Origin of the sequence: Fibrobacter sp. UWB12, assembly GCF_900142485.1 — a bacterium.
Classification (GTDB): domain Bacteria; phylum Fibrobacterota; class Fibrobacteria; order Fibrobacterales; family Fibrobacteraceae; genus Fibrobacter.
In genome coordinates, this window is record NZ_FRAZ01000001.1 from 205,971 (window position 1) to 232,142 (window position 26,172).

Here is a 26,172-nt window from a genome sequence, read left to right on the forward strand (position 1 = left end):
TGTTTAAACTATAAATCTAGGATAAATCCAGGAACATTCCTTGGCGAGAGTCTTCGGAAATTCGCGGAACGAACCGTTAATCTGGTACATGTTCAGGCTACCTTCTACAGGCGAGAGCGACATGACGCTGTCGGCACGTGCTTCGAGGTATGGGTATTCGTTTATGTTGCACGAAGTTACGACTGCACAGCCTGTGAGGGCTATGATAGAATCCACCATTTGCATGAGGTTCTGGTGCGGTGATCCGCTAAGTCTTGCAGACTTGGGATTGTGAAGAACTGCCGAAATCGGGTCGATAACGACGACTTTGTAATCGTGGTTTTCGAGCTTCTTGGCGCCTTGAATTCTTTTGGCGATAAGTTGTGCGATTTCAAGCGGTGAAAGAGCTGTTCCGCGGAGGTTCAAGAAACCGAACTTGGGTGTATTCGCTTGGAGCTTGCGTTTTTCGCCAAGTGTAAACAGACGGTTCAAGAATACGGACTTGGTGAGTTCCATGTTAATGAACAAAACGTCGTTTTCGTTTGTCGTGTTGCCGAACCAGTCTTCGCCATAGCATATCGAAAGTGCCATGTCCAAAAGGGCAAGCGATTTTCCGCTTTTCGGAGGTGCCGTGAACAAGAAAAATTCACCGGCGCGTAGCACGTTTTCGATAATGGTAACGTCTTTCTTCGGTGCTTCTTCGCTATCGCTTGCAAGTTCGATGAGCGGTTTTCCGTCGAGCGAGTATTCGGCCCATTCACGCCATTCCGTGAAATTCTTGGCGCCTTGTTCCAAAGCGATAAGGTACTGCTGCTTGCCATTGCGGAGCACGCCCGGCATGCGAACCATTTGGTTCGGGTTGCGGTTGCCTTCATCGACTTTAAAGCCTTGCGATTCGAGTGTCTGGAAAAGGAAATCGACACGCTCGTTGTATTCTTCCTGGTCAGTCGCTTCGATTTTGATCCAAGCCTGTACGGAGTTTGCGCCCGTGTTCACGAGGGCGGCACAGGGAAGGTTCAAAGCCTTGTAGTAGGCGAGCTGCTTTGCAAGTGTCATCTTCGGATTGTCGACGACAACATAACGGTAACGCCAACTTTCGTCGGTTGCGTCGGCGTTTCCGCTGCCTACGGCATTGATTGTCAACAGCGCTCCATCGGGGCTGTCGAGCTGCTTCATGATTTTCTTGAGCGCTTCGTCTTGGCCGATAATGTTCGAGACAAGTTCGCGAGAACCTTTTGGCGTGTTCGAAATCTTGAATTCGATTGTTTCGTCTGGTTTGAACGTTGCCGCAAGGAGCTTTGCAAAGTCCTTGCGCCAGTCCGGAGCAGGCCACGGGATTGAAAGCGCTTCGGGGTCAATCTTGAAGTTTTGCAACAATTCAAGAGACTGGTTGTCGAGACCGAGTGCAATCATCTGCTGCATCATCGTTGCCGAGATGGGCGAGATAACTGTTGGTCCCATGGTTGTATAACCTGGAGCCATGCCCGGTGCAACCCCTTGAGCTACTCCTGGCTGCGCTGCTGCAGCTTGTGCTTGCGGAGCTTGTGCGGATTGCGAAGCGGCTTGTGCTGCGGCTTTTTGTTCTTCTTCGCGCTCTGTTCTCCGTTTTTCTTCGGAAAATGCGTTTCGCAAAATCGTTTCTACTTCATCTGCCGAGAGCCCTTCGTCCCTAGCTTTCCCGCCCAACTGGAATGTGGCGTCCATGAACGTCCAGCCCTCATCCAAGGCTGCAACGCCGGCTTTGAACAATTCTTTCTTCAACTCATTCTGGTCAGAGAACTTGTTCTTGATAAACTCGTTGAGAATTTTTCTTGCGTTTTCCATGGACACCTCCAAATAGGACGGTTTTTACTAGTTACAAAGTTCCTGTTACTTAAGCGGATCGCTCTTCGGGTCGAGTTTGCCAGTTTTCACGTATTCCTGGATGTCGCGGGAAATGCGCATCGAGCAGAATTTCGGTCCGCACATCGAGCAGAAGTGCGATGACTTCGCGTTGTTGCCGGGGAGCGTTTCATCGTGGAATTCCACAGCGCGTTCCGGGTCGAGCGAAAGCGCGAACTGGTCGTTCCAGCGGAAGCTGAAACGGGCGCGCGAAAGCGCGTCATCGCGGAAGTGGGCGGCAAAGTGGCCCTTGGCAAGATCTGCGGCATGGGCGGCGAGCTTGTATGTCACCACGCCTTCACGTACGTCGTTCTTGTCCGGGAGGCCCAAGTGTTCCTTCGGCGTCACGTAGCAGAGCATGGCGGTTCCGAACCAGCCAATCATTGCGGCACCGATAGCGGACGTGATGTGGTCGTAACCCGGAGCGATATCCGTGGTGAGAGGGCCAAGCGTGTAGAACGGCGCATTGTGGCACATTTCAATCTGGCGGTCCATGTTTTCACGAATCTTGTGCATCGGCACGTGACCCGGACCTTCAATGATGACCTGAACGCCCTTCTTCCAAGCAATTTCGGTGAGTTCGCCGAGCGTATCGAGTTCGGAGAACTGTGCCATGTCGTTTGCATCTGCAATGGAACCCGGACGGAGTCCGTCGCCCAAGGAAACGCAAACGTCGTATTTGGCGAGAATGTCGCAGATTTCGTCGAAGTGCGTGTAAAGGAAGTTTTCCTGGTTGTGCACCATGCACCAGCGGGCGATGATAGAACCGCCACGGCTCACGATGCCCGTCGTGCGTTCCAAAGCGAACGGTACATACTTGAGCAAAAGTCCTGCGTGGATTGTAAAATAGTCGACGCCTTGTTCGGCCTGTTCAATAAGCGTATCGCGGAACACTTCCCACGTGAGGTCGTCGGCAATGCCGTTCACCTTTTCGAGTGCCTGGTACATCGGCACGGTTCCTATAGGTACCGGGCTGTTGCGCAAAATCCATTCGCGCGTTTCGTGAATGTCCTTGCCGGTCGAGAGGTCCATCACCGTATCTGCCCCCCAGCGCACGGACCAGACCATCTTTTCGACTTCCTGTTCAATGGAAGAAGCGACAGAAGAGTTTCCGATGTTGGAGTTGATTTTTGTGAGGAAGTTACGACCGATAATCATCGGTTCGCATTCCGGGTGGTTCACGTTGGCGGGGATGATGGCGCGGCCTTCGGCGAGTTCCTTGCGCACGAATTCCGGCGTGATGGCGTCACCGTTGCTGCCAAAAATTTCGTCCATCTTTTGGTTTTCGCGGATGGCAACGTATTCCATTTCGCGAGTGATGACGCCTTCGCGGGCGTACTGCATCTGAGTCTTGTGGGCTCCGTCTTTTTCCAAGCGTTCGCGGATCCACGGTTCACGAATGCGTTCAAGTCCTTTCTTTACATCAATCGTCTTGTCGGGGTCGCCATAAGCGCCACTCGTATCGTAAACAGGGAGAACAGGGCATTTCGGGTCGTCGAGCGAAATTTCGCGCATGGCGACTTTCAAGTCCGGGAAAATCTTACCGGGTACATAAATCTTGCGAGACTGCGGAAAAGGCTTGAAAAAGCCGTTAGATTCAGACATAAACGTTCCTTTTGTTCAATTACGAACCAAGTTCAAGGGGTATAATCTCAGCCCGCGTATTGAGTGCAGGCACCCCGCTTATAATATAATAATTGTAGTAGACAGTAGGAAGTCGACGGTAGGAAGGTTTGTGTCATCCTGAGCGAAGTCGAAGACTACTCAGAAGGCGAGTGTTGCAAAAATGAGTGAACTCATTTTTATAACCGAGCCGAGGAGTAGGGGCTTTGCCCCATCCTGTGATTTTTATGCGGCTGATTGTAGTCGGTATAAAAAAAGCACCTCGATTGAGGTGCCTGTTTTGCATGTTTTCTGGATTACTTTTGCTTTTGAGCGCCGTAACCTTCCATTAGTCCAAAGAGGTTTAGAGCTTCTTCCATCGGGTACTTGTTCATGAACATAGATACCTTAGACTTGATGGAACCCTGCTTGTTGAGACCCATAGCGGCTCTGAAAAGATTTGCCGGGGAATTTTCGTTGTACGAAGCCTGTTCCGTGTAAGTTGCGTTTAAGAAACCTTCCAAATAAGCCTGGTTGATTTTTCCCTTGAATATGCTCGGATCGCTAATGGAAATGTTACCATTGAGGCTTTGGATGCTCGGAGCGTCTTCCAAGTCTTCGAATGCACCATCGGCGACATTAAGCCAAAGGATGTTCGGGCTCACAGTAACAGTGACGTCACCCTTCTTGTTCAGGATGAAGGCGTTCTTGTCGAGATAGACCTTCTTTGATTTTGGGTCGCCCTTGGTGTTGTCGAAACCAGCCATCATGTTGAGGGCTAAGATGTTGTTATGAACTCGGGTAATGCAGTTCGTGTTGGCGCGTACGCCGTAGCCCATGTCCTCGAACAACTTGGTGCGAGTCCAGGTAAACATTACGGTATTGTAGGCAAATTCATAATCGACGGCGTCGACTTTGTTTTGCTTGGCTTGCACATTTGCGCCAACGATTCTATTGGCAATAAAAATGTTGTTCAAAACTTTGACCTTGCCTGCGACATGGTTTAAGTTCAATGCAATGTTTCCGGCATTTACAAAGACGCAGTTTTGAATGGTAAGCTCGCCTTCAGAGTTTTCACCATAGAGGCTATAATTGTTAAGGGAGGGGAAGGTTGTGTTTCCCTTGGACGGTGGTTCAAGCCACATGCCGGTTTCAACACCTTCTGGTTTGCCTTCAACCGGGTGGTAGCTGTTTGCTTCGCCTTGGTCAAAAATGAATCCGTCGATGACGACTTTGGAATTTGCGCCCTTGTAATTGAGGTGAAGAATTCCTTGGCCTTTGGTGCCGTTCATTTCGTTCGTCGGCTGGAACAAGGTCTTGTTCTTAACGACATCGCGACTGGAAAAATCGTCCGAGTAGCCGCCGATGATGGACACGGGCTTGTCGAGCTTGATCCATCCCTGCTTCATCTGACCATTATAATTACCAGCTGCTACGCGGATGACATCTCCGTCAGATGCGAGTTCTATAGCCTTCCAAATGTTTTTGAGCGGGGCGGATGTTGATTTTCCTTCGTTTTTATTTTTGCCGTTTGGGCTTACGTACCAGTCTGTTGCGAATGATTGACCTACGAAACAAAATGCAGCTACTGCAGCTATGAATTTAATGGATTTCATTTTTTCTCCTTAAAAGGTGCTCGAAATATAGTAATGATTTCCAAAATTGGAGTATCACATGGGTATTGTTGTTAAAATTCGCAAAATAATATTTAGATTATTTAAGCTATTTTTTTGAAAAATGCAAAGGAGAAATTTATGTCGGAAAAAGAAATGAATAACCAGAGGGCTATTTATGCGCTTTCTGACTTGAGAATGTATGCAAGTTCGCATTCTTTGGATGCGATAGATTACGCTATCGAAGTCTTGCAAAAACTGGAAAATGCAGGGGTAAAAAAACCGCTTGAATCCTTGAAACCTGAGGAAAAGTAATTTATGGAACAGGCCGCAAATACTGTAATGGCTTACGGAACCTTTTGGGCTCTCGTGCCGGCTCTTGTCGCAATTATTCTAGCCCTTGTCAGTAAAGAAGTTTACTCATCGCTTTTTGTGGGCGTCATTGTCGGTGGGCTCCTTCTTTGTCAAGGAACTGGCTCGGGATTCTTTGATGCCGTTTTCAAGAATGGCTTGATTGCAAAAGTTGCAGACCCTTATAACGTGGGTATTCTCGTGTTCCTTGTTATGTTGGGGGCTATGGTTGCGCTCATGAACAGGGCGGGTGGTTCTGCTGCATTTGGCAACTGGGCCAAGGCTCATATCAAGTCAAAAGTCGGTGCGCAGATTGCGACGATTTGCTTTGGCATCTTGATTTTTATTGATGACTATTTCAACTGCCTCACGGTCGGTAGCGTGATGCGCCCGGTAACGGACCGCTTCAAGGTGAGCCATGAAAAACTCGCGTACCTGATAGATTCTACGGCGGCGCCTATTTGCATTATCGCTCCCATCAGTTCTTGGGCCGCAGCGGTTTCGGGATTCGTGGAAGGCGAGGATGGACTCACTCTTTTCATCAAGGCGATTCCTTTTAACTTTTATGCTTTGTTAACTATTTTTACTTTGTTCCTTGTTGTCTTTTGGAATGTGAATATCGGACCGATGAAAAAGTTTGAATCGGATGATAATGCGATGGATGCAAGACTGGAAGCGTTGAACTTGAAGGAGACTAAGGGAGGTGTTCTCGACCTTGTGATTCCGATTGCATCCTTGATTGTGTTCTGCGTGCTCGGCATGATTTATACGGGCGGTTATTTTGCATCAGGCGATGCGGCGAAGGGCTTTGTTGATGCGTTTGCTTCAAGTGATGCTTCTGTCGGTCTTGCTATTGGCTCGTTTGGTGCGTTTATCTTTACCGTATGTTTCTACATGAGCCGCCGCGTGTTGCGCTTTAACCATTGCATGGCCTGCTTGCCGGATGGCTTCAAGGCGATGGTTCCTGCAATTTTGATTTTGGCTTTGGCATGGACTCTCAAGGGCACGACGGATGCACTTGGCGCGAAGGAATTTGTGGCTGGCCTTGTAAAAGGTGGCGCTTCTGGATTCATGAACTTTATGCCGGCGATTATTTTTGTGATTGCTGCGTTCCTCGCTTTTGCGACAGGAACTTCCTGGGGCACGTTCGGAATCCTCATTCCGATTGTTGTTGCAGCCTTTGGTGGCGTGGATTACAGCCTCATGATTATTTCCATTTCGGCTTGTATGGCGGGTGCCGTTTGCGGTGACCACAGCTCTCCGATTTCGGATACGACGATTATGGCAAGTGCCGGTGCGGAATGTAATCACGTGAATCACGTCAATACACAAATCCCGTATGTACTTGTTGTGGCGGCAATTTCGTTCGTCACATACATTGTCGCGGGTTTAACCCGTAGTGCTGTACTTTCGTTGTTGTTTGGCTTTGTACTTACTTTTGGCACGCTTGTGTTGCTTAAAAAGCGTGCCAAGAAGAAAGGTTAATGGTGCTTAAAATCGATTTGCGCAAGGATGACGGCGGTGAACATTAGCACGCAGCCGATTCCTTCCTGAAGCGTGAATCGTTCGCCAAGAACCGCCCATCCAGAAATTACAGAAAAAACAGATTCAAGGCTCATCAATAGCGATGCTAGGGTGGGCCTAATTTTATTTTGTGCAATAATCTGCAAAGTGAATGCCACGCAACTCGAAAGGATGGCCGCATATAAAAGCGGAATCCACGGCTTGAAATGCGAATAGACTTCGACAATGTTGCCGAAAGCCGCGAAATTCCCTTTTAAGTCCACGAAAAACATTGGGAAAATCGAAAGTGTTGCAACCACGAGAAACTGGATTGCCGAAAGTCGAATGTTGTCGACGTGAGTGCCGAACCGGTCAATAACCAAAATGTGGCTTGCAAAGGCGAGTGCGCACAATAGCAGAACTGTATCGGAAATCTCGATTGAAAAATCGCCTTTAATGCAGAGCAGGTAAAGCCCCACGACCGTAATGGCAACACAAAGCCAAATTTTAGTCGAAATTTTTTTACCGAAAAACAGACTCAAAATCGGGACGAAAATGATGTAGCAAGTGGTGAGAAATCCCGCCTTTCCGGCGGAACAGCCCAGGTAAAGCCCGGTCTGCTGTAAGTTCATCGCAAAGAAAAGCGTAAGCCCGCAGAATAAGCCTGCTTTCCAGAGCTTGCGGCGGTCTTCCTTGTTCTTGGGGTGCCTTGGATTTTTACCAAGTTTGTCCAAAATGTTGGCGAGCCCGAAAAGGACTCCGGTTGCAATAAAATTACGCATGCACACGAAAGCGAACGGACCGATGTCGTTCCCCTCAATTTGTGCGACAAAGGTCGATCCCCAGAGAAATGCTGCTAAAATCAGTAAAAAACTATATCCAATATTTGCCATTCTAACGTAAAAATAGAAATGCTAAGCCTACTTTCTACTTCTGACTCCCTACTTTTGACGCCTTCGGCGTCCGTGGCTGCGGTTCGCACATACGAAAACAAGTTTTCGTGCATGACTCACCTTGCACACTTTTCTATCTTTCCCTCGTAAAATTTTAAAAGGACCCTGTTATGGAAATCCCCGAATCTTCGAATTTTATTCAGGACATTATCGTTAACGACCTCCAAACCGGCAAGCGCGATCACGTGCTGACGCGTTTCCCGCCCGAACCGAACGGCTACATTCACATTGGCCACGCCAAGTCCATCTGCTTGAACTTCGGCACCGCCAAGAAGTTCGGTGGCTTTACGAACCTCCGCTTTGATGACACGAACCCCACCAAGGAAGATGTGGAATACGTGGATTCCATCCGCGAAGACGTGAAGTGGCTCGGCTTTGAATGGAAAGAAGAATTCTTTGCTAGTGACTACTACGACCAGATTTATGCCTTTGCCGAAAAGATGATTGAAATGGGCAAGGCTTATGTTGAAGATTTGACTCGCGACGAAATGCAGGAATACCGCGGCAACGATGCCGGCAAGCCTTCCCGCCCGAGCCCCTACCGCGACCGCAGCGTCGAAGAGAACATGAAGCTCTTCCACGAAATGCGCGACGGCAAGTACGCCGATGGCGAAAAGTGCCTCCGTGCCAAGGTGGACCTCGCAAGCCCGAACATGAACATGCGCGACCCGGTCATCTACCGCATCAAGCATTGCACGCATCATCGCACGGGCGACAAGTGGTGCATCTACCCGATGTACGACTTTGCCCACCCGATTAGCGACTGGATCGAAGGCATCACGCACTCCATCTGCACGCTGGAGTTCGAAGCTCACCGTCCGCTTTACGACTGGTTCCTCATTGAACTTGGTTTGCAGAACCGTCCGCAGCAGATTGAATTTGCTCGCTTGAACCTCACGTACACGATGATGAGTAAGCGCAAGCTCCTTGAACTTGTGCAGACAAAGGCTGTGCTTGGCTGGAACGACCCGCGTATGCCGACCGTTTGCGGTTTCCGCCGCCGTGGCTTTACCCCGAGCTCCATCCGCGAGTTCTGCAGCCGCATTGGCGTTTCCAAGGCCGATTCCATGGTCGACGTGAACCTCCTTTACTTCTGCATCCGCGAAGAATTGAACCAGACCGCTAACCGCGTGATGGCCGTGATTGATCCGGTCAAGCTCGTGATTGACAACTGGGAAGCAGGCAAGGTTGAAATGATCGAAGTCGAGAACAACCCGAACGACCCGAACGCTGGTACGCGCAAGGTTCCGTTCAGCGGTGAACTCTACATCGAAGCTGATGACTTTATGGAAGAACCGCCGAAGAAGTACTTCCGCTTGAAGCCGGAAGGCGAAGTCCGCCTCAAGGGCGCTTACTTTGTCACTTGCAAGAGCGTCGAAAAGGATGCTGACGGCAAGGTCAAGGTGATCCACTGCGTCTACGACCCGCTGAGCAAGGGTGGCGAATCTCCGGATGGCCGCAAGGTCAAGGGCACGATCCACTGGGTTTCTGCAGCACACGCTGTGGATGCCGAAGTGCGCCTCATTGATAACTTGTTCACGCTCGAAGATCCTGCTCAGGTCCCGGAAGGCGAAGACTGGCACGATTACCTGAACCCGAATTCCATGGTCATTAAGCAGGCCAAGGTGGAACCCGCTCTCGCCGATGCCAAGCTCGAAGACCGCTTCCAGTTCATGCGTCAGGGCTACTTCTGCCTTGATAGCGAAGACTCCAAGCCGGGTCATCTCGTGTTTAACAGAACGGTTGGTTTGAAGGACAGCTTCAACCCTACAAAGTAAAATTCTAATTATAACCTTCGCGATACGGCGTTGCTCACCCCCTCACGTACGCTTAGTACGCTACGGGGGTTCGCGCCTTGTCTCGCTTGGTTCTAATTCGAATTGATGATAATGTTACCCTGGCCTAGCGCCGGGGTCTTTTGTTTTTTGTCGGACATTTTGTATTTTGTTTTATAGACTCAACTAAGAAGGAATGGGTTTATGAAAAATAAAATCCTGATGCTGCTTTGCGTGTTTGTCACGCTTTCTTTTGCCGAAGTCGAAAATCCGTTAAAAAAGGCTATGGATATCATTAAGGATTCCAAAACGGCATATTCTTTGAAGTTCCTTGAAAAACCGATTCCTGTACCGGATCGCAGTAAGATGATTAATATTCAGGTTTACCGCGAAAAAACGGCTGATGGCTATGTCTTAAAGTCGTTTGAACCGAAAGGCGAAGCGAAAAAATTATTTGATAAGGCAGAAAGTTATTTTGGCTCGCATCAGTATGCCAAGGCTCGCGATGCTTATACGCTGGCTTTGCAGCAAGACCCTAAGTTATATAACGCGATAACCTATATTGCACAAACTTATGGAATGGAGAAAAAATGGGATAAGGCTGAATTATGGTATAAAAAGGCGATTGATGCCAATTACATAGATTTTCTAGCGCATTGGTTGCTTGCCGATGTTTATAAGATTAAGGGTCAAAAGGAAAAGGCTCTTCAAGAAATTTCAATTGCAAAAGTATTGAACCGCAACAACCCGCGACTAGAAGCCGTGCGCAAGCAGATTTTTGATGACAACGGACTTAGTATGAAAAATTGGACATTCAATCCGCAAGTGAAAATGTCCCGAGATTCAGCAACGGGTAACGTGAATATTGTTGCCGATTCGATTTGGTCGTATTATGCGTTTGTTCAGGCTGCTTGGAAGTACGAACCTGAGTATAAGAAAATAGCGGGCTCATGGGAAAAGAAGTATAGAGAATGTTTGATGGGACTTCTTCCGTTTATGGATTCGCATAAGGGTTCCGTTGAAGTCTTGAGCAGGCTCGACAAGGTTTTGGATGCGGATAAATTGGGCGATTTTATCTTTTATGAAATCATTCTTCTTGATAATCCAAATATCGCGCTTCTTTTGGAACAAAAGCAAATTGAGGCTCTCAAGGATTATTTGATTTGGGCTAATAGAAAATAATTTTTTTGAATATCTTGAAACCAAGGGCTGGTCGGCTGCATCTAATAAGATGTAATTTAAGGATAAGGAGGTTCCTATGTTTAAGAAAACGCTAAAATATGTTCTGCCGCTAGTGTTTCTTTTGGCAGGAATGGCGAATGCCCAGAACCGCTATACGCCTGCGGAATTGGATACACTCGTTTCGACGATTGCGCTTTATCCTGACCCGTTGTTGGTGCATGTTCTTGATGCTACAACGCATGGCGAAGACCTCCCAAGCGCATCAGCATTTGCAACTGCAAATCGCCATTTGAAAGGTGATGATTTGGCAGCTGCAATTGAACGAGCTGAACTCGATTACGACGAATCGGTGATTGCACTCATTCCGTTCCCGGATGTACTGCGCAAATTAGCGAAATATGCAACTTGGTCTCATCAGCTCGGCGAAGCTGTTGAAATGCAAAAGGCCGACGTGATGGATGCCGTGCAGAGAATGCGCAGGGTTGCTCATAAGAATGGTTATTTGAATAGCGATGACAAGGTTTCTGTGACAGTGAACGAAAATGTTTCGATTCAGCCTGTCCGCGAAGAATACGTGTATGTTCCTGAATACGATCCGCGTGTCGTTTATTATGTCGTATCGGATGGTAATATCCGCATTCGCTATGTGAATGGGGTTTGGACTGGTGCTGGTCTTGTTTATTGGGGCTGGAATCCGTTCTATTACGATTGGGTGCACCGTCGCCCGCATTACCGCCATCCGCACCGCTATGCGCCACCTCCGCGTCATCATCGTTTTCACGAATCTGTTCGCCCGCCACGTCATGATAGGCTCCGCGACAGACCTGCGCCTAGGCATTTTGATAATCCGCCACCTCCGAATTATAAACGTCCGGCAGCACCTCCGCCTCCGCGTTCTAATAGTTTTAGGGATGGGAAGGGCTTGAACAAGTCGGCTGCATCGGAACCGCGTACAACTTCGGCACCGCCTCCTCCGCCGTCAAATTACAAGCGTCCGGTTCCACCTCCGCCTCCGCAGGCTTCGAGTTCGGATGATAACCGGGATTCACGCAGAGCAGAACGTCGTCCTGGACCGCATAATCCACCTCCGCCACCGTCGCGTAGAAGGTAACGTTCGGCTTCGTTGTCATTCCTCTTCGAGGCATGACATGTTCGCCTCGGATATAGAAACATGCAAGCATGTTTCTGCATCGCTCGGCTTCGTTGTCATTGTGCAAGCACATGACTCTGCGGCTCGGCAATAAGAATGAGTTCGCTCATTCTTGCTGCTCTCGCCTTGCATGTCATTCCGGCCGCTGTGCCGGAATCGCCTTTTAGAGAATTTTACCCGTGCTTATTGACAACACTGCAAATCGGGCATTCTTCGTCTTTATGCCCGCGAGCCTTGCAGTAGGTACGACCAAAATAAATGATTTGCAAATGACGCTTTTCCCATTCTTCTTTGGGAAAAGTTTTTTTTAGGTCTGCTTCGGTCTTTTCGACGCTCGAACCATCGCTTAACCCCCAGCGTTCTGCAAGGCGGTGAATGTGCGTGTCGACGGGGAAGGCCGGAATCTTGAAAATGTGGATCATGATGACGCTTGCCGTCTTGTGGCCCACGCCGGGCAAGCTTTCAAGCTCTTCGAATGTGTGCGGAACTTCGCCCTTGTATTTTTCGACGAGCGCCTGCGAGAGTTTGTAGATGTTTACGCTCTTGGTGTTAAAGAATCCGCAGGGCTTGATGATTTCGGCAATGCGGTCGACACCGAGTTTGAGCATTTTTTGAGGCGTGTCGGCAAGCTTGAAAAGGACTTCGGTCACCTGGTTCACGCGGATGTCTGTGCATTGGGCGCTCAGGACAACTGCGACAAGCATCGTGAAGGGGTTCGTGTAATTTAAAGGAATAGGGGGATCTGGAAAGAGTTCGTCCAGCTTTTCGCCAATGAATTTGATTTTTGCAGTCTTGTTCATTCGCGCTACTTTCGTTTAAACGTCTCGCGTGAAGTCCTGTTGCATGTTGAAGCTCGGCATTTCGTCGTGCGGGTGGCCTACCTGAACAGCTGGCACGCCTGCATACGTCGTGTGAGCCGGAACATCGCAAAGCACCACGGCGCCTGCGCCAATCTTTGCGCCATCGCCGATGTGGATGTTGCCGAGCAACTGGGCATGGGCTCCGAGCATCACGCCGTTTCCGATTTTCGGGTGACGGTCGCCGATTTCGTTACCGGTACCGCCCAAGGTCACACCATGCAAAAAGCTCACGTTGTTGCCGACGGTCGCGGTTTCGCCAATAACAATGTTCGTTGCGTGGTCTACCAAAAGTCCGTGGCCAATTTTTGCAGCCGGGTGGATGTCCATGCCGAACTTGCGGCTGATGATGTTTTGGAGCATCTTGGCCGGGAAATGCCTGTGTTCTTCCCACAACACGTGAGCAACGCGGTAAGCCTGCAAACCTTGGAAACCCTTGAATAGTAACAATGGTTCTAGATAGCTTGTGCAAGCGGGATCGCGCAAGACGGTTGCTCTCAAGTCTTTGGTGGCGGAAACGAGCAAATTAGGGTATTTCTCGTACATGGAACAGAAAATCTTTTCCAGTTCTGCACGGTCGATGACTTCACCTGCCAATTGACAGGCTAGGGTAACGCAGAGCATGTCCGCAAAATCCTTGCGGTTAAGGACTTGTTCTTCGAGCATCAACTTAGAAAGAGGCTCGGTCTTGACGAGCTCTTGTGCTTCCTTGCGGAGTAACTGTTCCATTTCTTCTGGTGTCATGATGACGCCAAATATACAAATTTTATAGCTCTAGCAGCGCTTTGGCGGGAATCCAGAACCAGTCGGGGCGGAATTCTAGTTCATAACATGCTTCGTAGATGGCTTTTGCCAAAATATAGGGCTTGGATTCTTTTTCGATGGCATCGATAGAAATCCCGGAAACTTTGGAATACCCGGTGATGAACGCTTGCTGCGCTTCACTCGGATCCACTTTTGCAACGGCGCCTGCATAGGCAAAACTGCGGAGCATCCCTGCAATATCGACGGCGGGGGAGCGGATGGTGCGTCTATAATCAAGGCTGCGCGTGGGTTCGCCCTCGAAGTCTATCATCTCGAAATGTTTAGTGCCATTGGCGCTTTGTGTGATAAGCACTTGACCCAGGTGGTAATCCCCATGGATGCGCTGTTTCTTTATAGTCTTGTCGCTGAATGTCTCGCGGAGCAAGTCGCTATAGCGGATTCGAAGTTCCGGGAGCTTTTCGCGCAGTTGCGGGGCGTACTCGGTATCCGTTGAATTCTTGAGCAATTGTTCCAATTTGTCGAAGGGTGGCTCGATGTTGCTGTATTTGGGACCGCTCAACGGCTTTAAACTTTCGTGCATTTGTGCGGTGGACATGCCGAGCTGGAATGCATCGGTACTGTCCATGTTGTTGCAAAATTCATTCCAAGCGTCTTTGGCATCTGCAAAATGTTCTTCGAGGATTCCCCATGTATAAACTTCACCGCCTTTTGCTTTGTAATTACAGACGGCGTAAAGTCTCGGCACGCGGCGGCTGTCGGCCTTGTTCATAGCTTCTAGAATTTCGGCTTCGGGATGTAATCCCGGTTCAAGTCGGCGGTAAAGTTTAAAGAAATATTTACCGGGTGCGCAAAAGGCTGAATTGCTCTGTTCTTTCGAAACGGGCTTGATATTTGTAAGAGGAACTTTAGGGAGCGGCGCTGTAATCCGGAACGAGAAAAAGCCTGAATCACCGGAGAATACCGATTGCTGAGAGCCGTCTAGGAATGCGTCTTCGAGAATTTTTCCGACGGCGTTTTCGTCATCGATGAACGTGTAAATATCGCTTTCTCCATCATCGAACGAAACCTTGATTAGCTTGATTCGTGTGCCGCCGGCTTCCGTGGAATCGAGTACTTCCATGTTGGTGATGGTTCTGTTTTTCCCCATGAACCAACGTTGTTTGCTAAAATGTTTGATAAGGTTCATTAGCAACCCTCAAAAAAAAAGACGCTTCTAGGCGTCAATATATATTTTTTGAAGTATGTTTATTTTGGTTAGAAAAATAGTTTTTAAATAATAAACCATTTTAATTAAAAAGAGTATAATTAATAATAGGAGATGGAAGGGTGGATTCTCCTTGGAAAAATAAAGAAAGTGTCTTCGATTATGGTCGATGTTTGGTCGATTCGGATTAGGAGAGGACACTTTCTTCTTTTTTTATCTGAACATTATTTGCCGGGGCTTGTGAGCGGGGCGAAATATCCCTGGGAACGCAGTGTTGCAAGAATTTTGAGTTGCTGCGGGACAGGTTCATAGGGGAGCCCTTCAACAACAAATGGCGGAATTTGCTTGACGGGCTTGAATGCTTCTGGAACATCGCTGTAATCGCAGAGTTGCCAGGCGGCAAGGAGTTTTTCTATGAATTCCGCCCAGGGAAAAATGTCGGACGGATGCATGGTGAATCTTGCTGGTTTGAGGTTGTCCCTTGCGTCGAGCAAAAGGCTTCCGTCTTTGTAACAAGCTAGAACTGCGGCCTTACGAGATTCGTTGTTGGTCGCTTTTTGTGCAGGGATGTTTAGAATAAGCTGCAAGATTAAGCTGTTGCTAAGAGTTCACGCTGGAGTAGGCTGTATTCGTGTTCCGAAATGGAGGTGATTTTTAAAATCAACTCGCGTTTAAGCCCTGCTTTGATGAGCTCTTTTGCGTAATCGAGATTACCTGTCGTTGCCATTTTAAAACCTCTTGAATTTAACCCTGTAAGAAAAAAATAATCTTTTTGTGGAGCGTTGGCTCGAACAAAAAGAAAATTTTGCAAGACAAATATACAAAAGAGAGTCTGTAACTCGTTGATGATCAATAATTTAGGATTGACTGATTGTCCAAGACGAGCTTGAAATTATGGCTTTGAGTGTGTTTTAAATCAAATCTGGAGGGACTATTCCGTCGAGTACGGGGAATGATTTGCGGTAATTTCTTTCGGCTTGCAAGTCTAGTTCGGCGGAAATGACCATTTCGCTTTGGGAGGAGCCTTCGGCGAGAATGTCACCGTTTGGTGAAATGATGAGGGATGTACCAGCAAGCGGGGTTGGGGCATTGGGTGCGGTGCTTACGGCATTTACGGCTGCAATGTAGACCTGGTTTTCGATAGCACGAGCCTTGAGGAGCGTTTCCCAGTGGGCGCGTCTTTTGGCGGGCCACGCTGCTTGGATCGTGATTAAATTTGCGCCTTTTTTGGTTACTTCGCGGAAAATTTCGGGGAACCGCAAGTCGTAGCAGATAAACGAAGCTATTGTCCAGCTTACAGATTCTGTCTTATTGTCATTCCCGACTTGATCTCTTTGATCACTTAGTGCTTTAGCACTTATGTGAGCATGATCCGCGTATGGGGAGGGAATCTCCTTTAATTTAAATAAATTAATATTTTCGCCTGCTTTAAAGCTTTCTTTCTCTGGAAAAAACAAGTTCATCTTGTTGTATCCGCAGAACTCTTTGGGCGTGTGCGGGGCGTAAATGCTTACGTGGTTGAAATATCCGTTGGATGCGCGTGTGATGCCTGCTCCCATGATGGTGCCGTTTGTGGCATCGGCAATCTCGGAAAGCATACGTGCTGTTTCGCCTGTGGAATTGGTGCTAAAGTCTTCGGCAGCGGCTGCTAGGTTTGCGGGGATGTAGCCCGTGGCAAACATTTCGGGCAAAAGGATAAGGCTCCCTTCGGTGGGGTGGGTGTCAAGAATCATAGCCTTTGCTCGGTCTAAATTTTCGGACTTGGAGCCTTTTGCGCTATCCATTTGGATTAAATAAACTTTAAGCATGCGTATAATATAACCGATGTTTGTGGGGCGGCGGAATTTTTTGAGCGTAAATTATCTATTTTGAGGGCATGAAGTTTCGCTTTATTTTCTGTCTTGTCTTGTTTCTTGTAGTTGGGGCTCTTGCTGCCTCGCCTACAATGGTTATTGGCGTCGTTCTCGAAGCCGAATCTGATTTGCCGGTCAAGGATGTTGCTGTTACATATAAGTCTGGCAAGCCGATTGGAACGACTGATTCCCGCGGTCGTTTTGAGTTCTCGGTGGATTCCAAGAATGCAACGCTTGTATTCAAGAAGGATGGCTTTGATAGCGTCTTTGTGGAATTGCAAGATTTTGCCGACCTCATGGACATGGTGATTACGCTTAGCACCAATGTCACAAATCTTGGGGCAAGCACGATTATCGGTGATGGCGAACCCATCAAGTGGAATGTGGAACGTACGGTCCAGCTCGAAAAGCTTGAAGACGCTGCGGGTATGCGCTTTGACTTGACGGAACACTTGAGCCAGATGCCTGGTATTTCGGGCCAAAAGGATTTTAGCAGTGCTTTGTATTATGAAGGTTCCCGTGCAAGTGACGTGGCGTATCATTTAGGTCGCCTCCGCATTCCGAACATGCGACACCTGGATGTTGGATTCCCGGGCAACTTGTCCATTGTGAACCCGCATACTTTGAGCGGTATCGAAGTTCATGACCATTATGGTCAAGGGCCGCTTGGGCAAGGTCTTGCAACGTCTATCCAGTACCTTCCGGAACAGACAAGCGGGGAATGGGGCTTGAAAGGTTCTGTTGGACTTACACTCCAAGAAGTCGTGCTTGATGCTCCGTTCTTTATTTGGGATAGCTTCCGTTTTGCATTCCGCCGTCTTGATGACTTTATGCTCAAGAATTTGGGCGAAAAGTTCTATACGGAATTCCGTAAGCGTGGTAACGAAAATACTGACAACGAAAAGATGAAGTCTTCGGATCCGTTTAACCTTTCGGCTTTTGATTTGTATGCTCAGTTGAATGGTTCCGATTCTTTGGGAAATGCTTCTTGGGCATTGCGCACGTTATATAGTTCCGATGAATACAAAATCCGCCAGGATACGTCGAGATCTTATGGCAGTGTCAATTCCATTGATATTATCGAAGGTAGCCAAAGCTACTTGGTCATCGGTGCGGAATATGCATCGAAGTTCGGTGCAAGCTTCCACGCGGGGCTTGTTCGCGAAAGTTTGAGCGATACTTTGCGCGATACGACTGGGTTCCGTACGGGCAAACTTACCGATGAATCTGCAAGGACTTTTATTGATGGTTACAGCCAAACGCATACAACACTGAGCTTGGGTGCTGACAAGGATTTCCATGCCGATATCTTTGGTGGTGCTGATTTGCGTGGTGCCGTTCTTTATGAACATCATTTAGTTGATCGCAGTTATTTGGTTCCTGGTGGTGATGAAACCAGTAAATACCAGACGGGTGTCTTATCGGGTGCGGTAACGCTTGACTGGAAAAATGATTATTCAGAACATATGTTCTCTGTTGGTGCAGTCGCAGATGCTCGTGACCATAATGCACGCCCGACAGCATCGTTTGATATGGAACGTAATTTGTCTAAAACAGATTCTGCCTATTGGAGACTTTTTGGTAACGCTGCATATCGTGCGGACTGGAAACATTACTTTGATGACGGTGATTTGACGGGTCGTTTGGAATCGGGAACTTCTCTTAAGTTGGGCGTTGGCTACTGTTCCAAGTACTTGGTGGCTCAGGTGTCTGGCTTTGGACGTTTCTATGCTGATCCGCTGCTCCCACTGCCGAAGGCTTTTGCAAATTATCAAGACATTACCCCGATTGACTATGCTTGGGTTTCTGGCGCCTCGGGTTCTGTAGAATGGAAAACGTCTCACCATTTTTCGATGGCAATGAATGCAAGCTCTGTGTACGGTGAATACGAACTGAAGGGTGGCAAGTCTCTGCCATGGGAAGCGAATTCCCGTTTAGATGTGGTGTCGCACTTTAGATATTATCCGCGTAAGGATTCCATTGTGTCTGTGATTTTGACACATCATGCGGCATGGCATAGACCGCTCTACTTCTATTCAATCAAGCCTTCGTCGGATGGTAAGAGTGGAACTCGCGAACTTAAGGATTATAACAAGTTTACGGACCTGTACAGAACGGACTTGCGTGTCAATTTGGATTTGACCAAGTCTAAGTTCTTCTTTAGGCACGCCAGGTTCTATTTGGAAGTGGATAACATTTTCTCGAAACTTGATGTGGCTGCACTCAAGTTCCTTGGCGGGGAAAACGGACGCGAACGTTCTTGGGTTGCTCGCGATAAAGACAAGAATACGGCTAATGGCTATGATTTGGTACCGTTTATTGCAAAGGGCATGGGGCTCTATCTACAGTTCGGTGTCGAAGTGCAATTGGGAATTTAGGAGCTGTGAGGTTTGAGGTCGTGCCTATGGCACTTTGAGCTATGGGCGAGAATCTTATGAATGTCATCCTGGAGGTCTGCAAGACCGATAGGATCCAGTGGCTTATATGAAATTCCTTTTAATCATTTTCTTTTTTGCAGTTCTGTCATTCGGGCATGAGACGGACTCCTTGTTTGTGCCGCCGAAGCCCGAAAAGCCATTGCGCTTTTGCACATCTGCAAAAAAGTGGATTGACTACGCAACACTCGATTCTAATTTGGTCGAAATCACGTACATGCGTGGTATCCGTATGGACTTGCGCTATGCAACGTTTAACAATGTGACCGGTCATGATATGTATTGTGGCATCCAGCGTGCTTTTATGCATAAGGATGGCCTGCCTAAATTGAAGCGTGCAATTTCTATTATCTCGAAGGAATTGCCGGGTTATTCTCTTGTAATTTTTGATGCTGCACGCCCGATGTACGCGCAATCGGTTCTTAAACAATCCGTTGCGGGAACGCCTTACAGCCATTTTGTTTCGTCTGGCAAAACGGGCGGGCTCCATAATTACGGGCTCGCGCTTGATTTAGGGCTTGCTGATAGCACTGGCAATTTGCTTGACATGGGCGCGGATTTTGATTCGTTTGAGCGCTGTGCAGGGATTGTGGGCGAGGCCGAAGCTTTACAGAGCGGTCGCCTCACGCAACAGCAAATTGATAACCGAAACTTGCTCCGCAATATCATGAAGCGTGCGGGCTGGGTGATGCTTCCGAGCGAATGGTGGCATTTCAACGCCTATACGCGCGCTTACACCAAGGAACACTACCCGCTGTTCCCTATTTAGTAGGTGCTAGGTTTTAGGTTACAGGGGTTAGGTTATAATAATCAAACTCTGATGCCTATTTTTTTCTAATACCTACAACCTATTACCTAAAGCCTCTTAATGCTTGCGCGTTTCAGGCGGTCGTTTAGAGCCATGCCAACGCCTGTGTTCGGGATGGGGTCCACGAGAATCAAGTCGTACTTGGGGTCGTCAAGGTCGTGCATGAAGGCGTAAAGTTTGGAGGTCGCTTCGACCATGTCGCCTGTAGCGGACAAGTTTACTGTAGCTGGAATTGGGCCTGCTTGAGTGCCGAATGCAATGCGCACGGTGTGCTCTGGGAGCGTGTAGCCTGCTGGAACTTCGCCGTAGTAAAGCGGAACCTGCGGGCGGTAATGCGTGTCGCATTGGCCGGGGGCAAGCATTGGCTGGCCTGGCTTTGACGTGGATTCTTTGATTTTCACTTCACCGAGAATGGCCTTGAACATTTCAGGCGTGATGGCGCCTGGACGCATCACGGTCGGTTCACCGATGAGCGAGATGATGGAACTTTCGACGCCGACGGAACAGGGGCCGCCATCGACGATTCCCGCGATGCGGTCGGCGAGCTGGGCTGCAACATGTTCAGCGGTCGTGGGGCTCACGTGCTTAAAGAGATTTGCGCTCGGGGCGGCAAGCGGGAGTCCGGATTCCTTGATGATTGCCTGTGCAATCGGATGGCTCGGGAAGCGCACGGCCACGGAGGGGAGGGCGCTTGTACAAAGGTCGGGGATGCAATCCTTCTTGGGAAGGATAATCGTCATCGGGCCCGGCCAATAGGCTTCGGCGAGCTTGTAGGCGCTATCAGGGATGTCCTTGGCGATGTCGGTGAGCTGTGCAATGTCTGCAATATGGACAATCAGTGGATCGAACGTGGGGCGTTCTTTGGCGGCGAAAATCTTGGCGAGAGCTTTGGGCTCGAAAGCGTTACCGGCGAGCCCGTAAACCGTTTCTGTCGGGATGGCGACGACTTCGCCTTCCTTGAGGAGGCGGGCAGCTTCGCTTACACTTGTCCATGGCGGGAATTTCATGACCCAAAAATAAAAATTTTACGGTATAAAAAGGAAATGCCCGCTCGGAGGCGGGCATGACAAGGTCTTGTAAAAGCGAACTTGAAAAGGTCGCGGAGACCTTCTCCGATCGCTATGCTTCGGTAGTTGCTGCTGCCGGAGCTTCTTCCTTCTTTTCGTCCTTGCGGCCGAATGCAAACACCTGATCGCATGCCGTGTTGAAGCGCTTCCAGATTTTTTCGGAGTGTTCGCGAGGAACGGCACCGACTTCTTTCCACAAGCGGCGGAAGTGCTTAACCTTGTTCATCGATGCCACGACTGTAGATTCGTTCAAGTCAGTGAGCAAGTCTTCGGCCTGTTCGCAGAGGAGAATCTTCTTCTGCAAGTTGTTCTGGCGAGCCTGTTCCTGAATGTCGAGCTGGTCACGGCGGCGAGTGAAGAAGTCATCGCAAACATCGCGGAATGCCTTCTGGAGTTCTGCATCGTCGTTACCGCAAGAACCCAGCGTAACCCATTCCTTCTGGATGTCGCGAACGGCATCGGCGAGCTGGTTGGAGCCTGCACTTTCGGCAAACTGACGAACCTTTTCGATGGAGTCTTGCTTTTTCTTCTTGATTTCGGCAATCTTGGCTTGAAGTTCCGGATCGGTTTCAGCCATCTTGGCAACAATCTTGTTGACAATTGCGCTGTAACGTTCATTGATAGATTCGACGGCATCCTTCGGGACCATGCCGATAGTCTTCCATTCGGCTTCGATTGTCTTGTATGCTTCGATGATTTCCGGAGTCACGTTGTTCAAGTCGAGAGCTTCGAGCTTTTCGCAAATGGCTTGCTTTTGTTCGAGATTCTTCTGCTTAGCGGCATCCATTTCTTCGAAGTGGTTGCGCTTCTTATCGAAAAATGAATCGCATGCGGTGCGGAAGCGGGTCCAAATCTCGTCGGACTTGCTCTTCGGAACAGGACCGGTTGCCTTCCATGCATCCTGCAACTGTTTGAGCTTGGTGGAGGTTGCGTTCCAATCGGTCGAATCCTTGATGGCTTCGGCTTCGATGCAGAGAGCGACCTTCTTTTCGTAGTTGGCTTCGCGGCTGTCGTCTTCGCGTTTGACGTTTTCTTTGTGCTGGGCGTAGAAGGCGTTCACGGCATCCTTGAAACGCTTGTTGAGCGCCGCAAAGGCTTCCTTTGGAACCATGCCGATGTTCTTCCAGTTTTCCTGAATTTCCTGAACGGCCTTGAACTTGTCCTTCCAGAAAATTTCGGCGTTGGCAACGAGTTCTTCGACCTTCTGGCAAAGGGCTTCCTTGTCAACGAGGTTTTTCTGGCGTTCTGCATTCTGTTCTTCGATGAACGGAGCGCAGTTTTCTTTGACCTTATCGACCAAGGCCTGGAAACGGTCTCTGTAATCTTGGAACTTGGATGCAGAGATGGGGCCGATTTCACGCCACTTGCTGCAGAGTTCGCGGAACTTCGCCAAAACGTCTTGGCTCGGAGCTTCCTTAGAAAGTGCGGTCATCTCGTCAATGATTGTATCGCGGTCTTTTTCGTTGTGCCAGTTTTCCCACTGTTGCATTTCCTGGAAGCGAGAAGTGGCAATCTTGTATTCCTGCCAAAGATCGTGGTACTTGAATTTCTGTTCGCCAACGATTTCCTTCCATTCCTGGTAGGTGTCGCGGAGAATCTTGTGAATTTCGCGGAATTCCTGATTCTCGTCGATGTTCTGGATGCGTTCGATGAGAGTGCGGAGTTTCTTGGAATTTTCTTCAACGACCTTCTGTGCCTTTTCGTTGAATGCAGAGATGAGTTCGTTCAACTTGGTGCGCAGAGCGTTGTATGCCTGGAGAATCGGGTCATCGCCTTCGAGAAGGTCGAGCTTTTCCCATTCGCGGACGATAGCGTGCAAGTGCTTGCCGGTGTTCTCGTCAATTTCTGTATCAGAGAGAGCCTGGAGACGTTCGAGAAGGCTCTTGCGTGCTGCAATTTCTTCTTCGCTTGCGTTTTCGGATTCTGCAGTCGGGAGAACAATTTTCTTTGCTTCCTGAGTCTTGAAGTAGGCGTTGTTGAAACGCTTGATGGAAGCCGCATCCATGATGGATTTGCTTGCGGTCCATTCATCGACGATGGCGTTCACGCGTTCTGCGTTTTCTTCCGTCGTATTTGCTTCAAGCATGCCTTCGAGTTCAGCGAGCGTTTCTGTCAAGTGAGCAATCTTGGCCTGCTTTTCGGCTTCGGCGTTTTCTGCAGCTCTCTTGGCGGCATTTGCTTCGTCGTAGAACTTGTTGAAGCTGTCGTAAATTTCGTTGAGTGAGCCTGCAAGGTCGCCCATGCCAAGTGCGTTCGCTTCGGTCATAAGGGCGTCGAACTGCGGCTTCGTTGCAATGGCGTCTTTTTGAGCTGCAAGGAAGTGGGCTTGCTTGATCAATGCTTCACGCTTGCTCTGCAAAAGTTCCAAAGCCTTTTTGCCGTTGTCTTCAGCTTCTTTCTTTGTACGAACTTTATCTGAAATCTTCTTGCGGACAGAAACGTGCTTGGAATTCTTGATGAGGTCTGCTTGCAGAGATTCAGAAACCACGCGGTCTGCAGCGGCCATTGCAATTTCTTCACTAGAATCACGAGTTGCGATTTGGGCAAGGAGCGATTGCTTATTGCAAAGCTTGACCAATTCTCTCTTGATTGTTAAGTTGTCTGTAGCCTTAAGGACGTCTTCGGCGTAACGCGTGTCCTTGACGGCTTCGATATAACCGCGGACTTCGTCGTTCAAATTCGATTCTTTAAAGTCTTTCAGCTTTTTGACAATTTCCTCGAATGCTCTTGTTTCTGCCAAACGGCGTACGCTAGAGTCACTATCGTTTTTAGAAATTTCCTGAAGTGTCTTAATAATTGCAAGTTTATTAATTGCAGCTATTCTCACTTCGACATTATCATCAGAAAGGGCCACTCGTTCGACAATATCTTGACTAGTGAGTTCATCCAAGTCGGCAATCGCTTCGATGCGCTTTGCAGGGTTGGAATTTTGCCATTTCGGTTTAAATGCGTCAAAAAAGCTCATAATATCTCCAAAGGTAGGCGGGGCTTCCTCAGCTCCGTATAGCATAATCTAACTAAAAAAAACTTGCAGTCAGGAAATTTTACACGAATTTATGCCCATTTAAGGTTGTATCAATAACTATCTTTGCCCCCGTGGCAAAGAGAATTCCCAAGACATCGGCTCCCGAGATGGTCAAGGAACGCTGTAATGCGGCGTTGCTTTCCTGTTTTTGTGAGGTTTATATCCCTTTGTCCCCGTCAATTTTCACTTATGGTGTGCCTGAAGGCGCAAATATTGTACGGGGGAGCGTTGTTTGGGTGCAGTTGGCTCATCGCAAGCCAACGCTTGCTTTAGTGAGTCGAGTCCATTCCGAAAAGCCAAATTTTGACGTTCGATATGCGTGTCCGCATGAGTCTGGCTTTGTTTTTTCCGAACGTTATATGGAATCGCTGGAATGGATGGCTAAGTATTATGTAAGTACGCCCATGCGTGCTTTGAATGTGTTTTGGCCTGCTGATTTTGAAAAGTTCCTAGATGCGTTGCTGGCTCAAAAGAACGCTGAACCTCGGGGCGAGGCTTTGCCGGATGGACCTAAATTGGAGGTCTGTTCAAACTTGCCCCCCTTGACAGATGAACAACGGACAGCACTAGCTAGTCTTGTTGAAGATTTGGACAAGGAAGGATTTCGTGGAACACTCCTGCATGGTGTGACCGGTAGCGGTAAGACGAGAGTTTATCAGGAATTGGTGCGTGAGGCGCTCAATCGTAATAAGCGTGTACTTATTCTGGTGCCCGAAATTGGTCTTACTCCGCAGACGGCATCAAGGTTCGAAGATTTTTTGAAAGTTCCTGTAGTTGTGTTACATTCCGCACTTTCGGCCCCGCAAAAAAGAGCGGGCTATTTGGCGGTCCTTGATGGTTCTGCTAAGGTTGTGCTTGGCACACGCAGTGCGATTCTTTCGCCTTTTGATTTTGATGTTGTCATTTTGGACGAAGAACATGACTCGTCATTTAAACAGCAGGACCCGGCTCCACGTTACCACACACGCGACCTAGCGTTTCACTTGGCGCAAAAATATGGAGCGCTTGTGGTGCTTGGCAGTGCAACTCCTTGCCTAGAAACGTACCGCAATGCAAAGGCCGGGAATTTAAAACTCTTGACACTCAAGAATCGCGCTACGGCTGCGCCGCTTCCCGAAGTTACCATCGTTGACATGGGAAAGGTTCGTCAGCAAAAAGGTGTACTCATGTCGCCTGTTTTGCGCGAGTCTTTGTCGGATTGTATTGCAAATGGAGACCAAGCGATTATCCTCATGAATCGCCGAGGGTATTCGAAAATAAGAGTTTGTTCTAAATGCGGTGAAACTCTTTATTGCAAGCATTGTCATATCCCGCTTGTGTATCATAAACAGTATAATGCGCTGATGTGCCATTACTGCGCTGCGCTGTATCCGGTGAATATGCCGTGCCCGTCGTGCGGTGCCGAAACGTATGAATTTGTCGGTGGCGCGATTGAAAAACTTGAAGAAGAAATTCATGAATGGGTGGCCGATGCGAAGGTGATTCGCATGGACCGTGATACGACTCAGAATGTAGGCTCTGTCGAAAAAATCTTGAATGCGTTTAGAAATCGAGAATACAACATTTTGCTTGGAACGCAGATGGTTGCAAAGGGCCATGATTTTCCGGGTGTCAAACTTGTGGGAATTGTCGGTGCTGATTCGGGATTAGGCATTCCTGATTTTCGTTCGAGCGAAAGACTTTACCAATTGCTTAGTCAAACTGCAGGACGTGCAGGACGTGCCGAAAGCGGTGGGCGCGTGCTTATCCAAACGCTAAATCCTACAGAACCCGTGATGCAATTTGCAATTCGCCATGACTTTGATGGATTTGCAAATCTCGAATCATCAAATCGTCAAATGGCTTTTTACCCGCCGTTCTGTAAATTGGTAGAAATCAGTTGCGGTTCCCGTGATGAATCGCTTTTACGCGATACGATAAATCGCTTAGACGGTATTTTACGTAAAGAGTCTTCGCTGACGGTGCTTGGACCTGTTGATGCTTTTGTTCCGAAAGTGCAAAATGTATTCTGGGTTAAGCTTTATGTAAAAACACAAAATCTTTCGGTTGTGCGTAAAGTCCTTTCTCCCATTTTAAATGCTCCCAAAGCATGGGTTCCCGGTGTTGAAATTAAAGTGGAATTAGAATAATATTTATATTGTTCAATATATAATTGTTATTTCTTGGAGG

General features: G+C 48.4%; 20 protein-coding genes. 8 read left to right on the forward strand and 12 right to left on the reverse strand.

The features are described 5' to 3' along the window. Positions 1-3 precede the first annotated feature (3 nt). The 3 genes from BUA34_RS00855 to BUA34_RS00865 all read right to left on the reverse strand — a co-directional run bounded on the left by BUA34_RS00855 (position 4) and on the right by BUA34_RS00865 (position 5,078). A complete protein-coding gene (locus BUA34_RS00855) occupies positions 4-1,803 on the reverse strand; it encodes an AAA family ATPase (protein WP_072826860.1) in 1,800 nt (599 codons plus the stop codon). 45 nt (positions 1,804-1,848) lie between these two features. Continuing rightward, complete coding sequence (gene thiC / locus BUA34_RS00860; protein WP_072826861.1) at positions 1,849-3,465, reverse strand: phosphomethylpyrimidine synthase ThiC; 1,617 nt, start codon at positions 3,463-3,465, stop codon at positions 1,849-1,851. Between the two features lie 314 nt (positions 3,466-3,779). Continuing rightward, positions 3,780-5,078: a DUF1565 domain-containing protein gene (locus BUA34_RS00865; protein WP_072826862.1), complete on the reverse strand. Its 1,299-nt coding sequence runs from the start codon at positions 5,076-5,078 to the stop codon at positions 3,780-3,782. A 138-nt stretch (positions 5,079-5,216) separates the two neighbouring features. Here BUA34_RS00865 and BUA34_RS15810 point away from each other — a divergent pair, with 138 nt between their 5' ends. Next, positions 5,217-5,390 (forward strand): hypothetical protein, encoded by a 174-nt coding sequence (locus BUA34_RS15810; protein ID WP_175545400.1) that lies wholly within the window; start codon positions 5,217-5,219, stop codon positions 5,388-5,390. Between the two features lie 3 nt (positions 5,391-5,393). Continuing rightward, a complete protein-coding gene (locus BUA34_RS00870) occupies positions 5,394-6,911 on the forward strand; it encodes a Na+/H+ antiporter NhaC family protein (RefSeq protein ID WP_072826863.1) in 1,518 nt (505 codons plus the stop codon). Here the strand turns inward: BUA34_RS00870 and BUA34_RS00875 are convergent. Beyond that, complete coding sequence (locus tag BUA34_RS00875) at positions 6,908-7,822, reverse strand: DMT family transporter (protein WP_072826864.1); 915 nt, start codon at positions 7,820-7,822, stop codon at positions 6,908-6,910. The genes BUA34_RS00870 and BUA34_RS00875 overlap by 4 nt on opposite strands. Positions 7,823-7,992: 170 nt before the next feature. On the opposite strand from BUA34_RS00875, the gene BUA34_RS00880 reads away from it, so the two are divergent. From BUA34_RS00880 to BUA34_RS00890, 3 genes are all read left to right on the forward strand, one after another. Further along, complete coding sequence (locus BUA34_RS00880; RefSeq protein WP_072826865.1) at positions 7,993-9,660, forward strand: glutamine--tRNA ligase/YqeY domain fusion protein; 1,668 nt, start codon at positions 7,993-7,995, stop codon at positions 9,658-9,660. A gap of 201 nt (positions 9,661-9,861) precedes the next feature. After that, the gene (locus BUA34_RS00885) at positions 9,862-10,839 is read left to right on the forward strand and encodes a tetratricopeptide repeat protein (RefSeq protein ID WP_072826866.1); all 978 of its coding nucleotides are present in this window, start codon (positions 9,862-9,864) and stop codon (positions 10,837-10,839) included. A gap of 76 nt (positions 10,840-10,915) precedes the next feature. Continuing rightward, positions 10,916-11,950, forward strand: coding sequence for a DUF3300 domain-containing protein (locus BUA34_RS00890; protein WP_072826867.1), 1,035 nt, complete (start codon positions 10,916-10,918; stop codon positions 11,948-11,950). A 212-nt stretch (positions 11,951-12,162) separates the two neighbouring features. Here the strand turns inward: BUA34_RS00890 and nth are convergent, their stop codons facing one another. From nth to BUA34_RS00920, 6 genes are all read right to left on the reverse strand, one after another. Continuing rightward, positions 12,163-12,789 (reverse strand): endonuclease III, encoded by a 627-nt coding sequence (gene nth, locus BUA34_RS00895; protein WP_072826868.1) that lies wholly within the window; start codon positions 12,787-12,789, stop codon positions 12,163-12,165. Positions 12,790-12,804: 15 nt separating this feature from the next. Further along, positions 12,805-13,590, reverse strand: a complete 786-nt coding sequence (cysE, locus tag BUA34_RS00900) for a serine O-acetyltransferase (RefSeq protein WP_072826869.1) — start codon at positions 13,588-13,590, stop codon at positions 12,805-12,807. A gap of 22 nt (positions 13,591-13,612) precedes the next feature. Then, positions 13,613-14,797, reverse strand: a complete 1,185-nt coding sequence (locus BUA34_RS00905) for a phosphotransferase (protein WP_072826870.1) — start codon at positions 14,795-14,797, stop codon at positions 13,613-13,615. A gap of 242 nt (positions 14,798-15,039) precedes the next feature. Beyond that, a complete protein-coding gene (locus BUA34_RS00910) occupies positions 15,040-15,402 on the reverse strand; it encodes a hypothetical protein (RefSeq protein ID WP_072826871.1) in 363 nt (120 codons plus the stop codon). Between the two features lie 2 nt (positions 15,403-15,404). Next, positions 15,405-15,542 carry a hypothetical protein gene (locus BUA34_RS15815; protein WP_175545401.1) on the reverse strand — a complete coding sequence of 46 codons (138 nt, stop codon included), beginning with the start codon at positions 15,540-15,542 and terminating at the stop codon, positions 15,405-15,407. A gap of 184 nt (positions 15,543-15,726) precedes the next feature. Beyond that, positions 15,727-16,623: a nitrilase-related carbon-nitrogen hydrolase gene (locus BUA34_RS00920; protein WP_072826873.1), complete on the reverse strand. Its 897-nt coding sequence runs from the start codon at positions 16,621-16,623 to the stop codon at positions 15,727-15,729. Positions 16,624-16,691: 68 nt separating this feature from the next. Here BUA34_RS00920 and BUA34_RS00925 point away from each other — a divergent pair, with 68 nt between their 5' ends. Together BUA34_RS00925 and BUA34_RS00930 are read left to right on the forward strand one after the other, a co-directional pair. Next, on the forward strand, positions 16,692-19,046 hold the full coding sequence (locus BUA34_RS00925; RefSeq protein ID WP_072826874.1) for a peptidase associated/transthyretin-like domain-containing protein: 2,355 nt from the start codon (positions 16,692-16,694) through the stop codon (positions 19,044-19,046). A gap of 106 nt (positions 19,047-19,152) precedes the next feature. Then, a complete protein-coding gene (locus BUA34_RS00930; protein WP_254794261.1) occupies positions 19,153-19,872 on the forward strand; it encodes a M15 family metallopeptidase in 720 nt (239 codons plus the stop codon). An 86-nt stretch (positions 19,873-19,958) separates the two neighbouring features. On the opposite strand, the gene BUA34_RS00935 is transcribed toward BUA34_RS00930, so the two are convergent. Beyond that, the gene (locus tag BUA34_RS00935; protein ID WP_072826875.1) at positions 19,959-20,918 is read right to left on the reverse strand and encodes an L-threonylcarbamoyladenylate synthase; all 960 of its coding nucleotides are present in this window, start codon (positions 20,916-20,918) and stop codon (positions 19,959-19,961) included. Positions 20,919-21,030: 112 nt separating this feature from the next. After that, complete coding sequence (locus BUA34_RS00940) at positions 21,031-23,943, reverse strand: DUF349 domain-containing protein (RefSeq protein WP_072826876.1); 2,913 nt, start codon at positions 23,941-23,943, stop codon at positions 21,031-21,033. 131 nt (positions 23,944-24,074) lie between these two features. On the opposite strand from BUA34_RS00940, the gene priA reads away from it, so the two are divergent. Next, positions 24,075-26,132 (forward strand): replication restart helicase PriA, encoded by a 2,058-nt coding sequence (gene priA / locus BUA34_RS00945; protein WP_254794262.1) that lies wholly within the window; start codon positions 24,075-24,077, stop codon positions 26,130-26,132. Positions 26,133-26,172 lie beyond the last annotated feature (40 nt).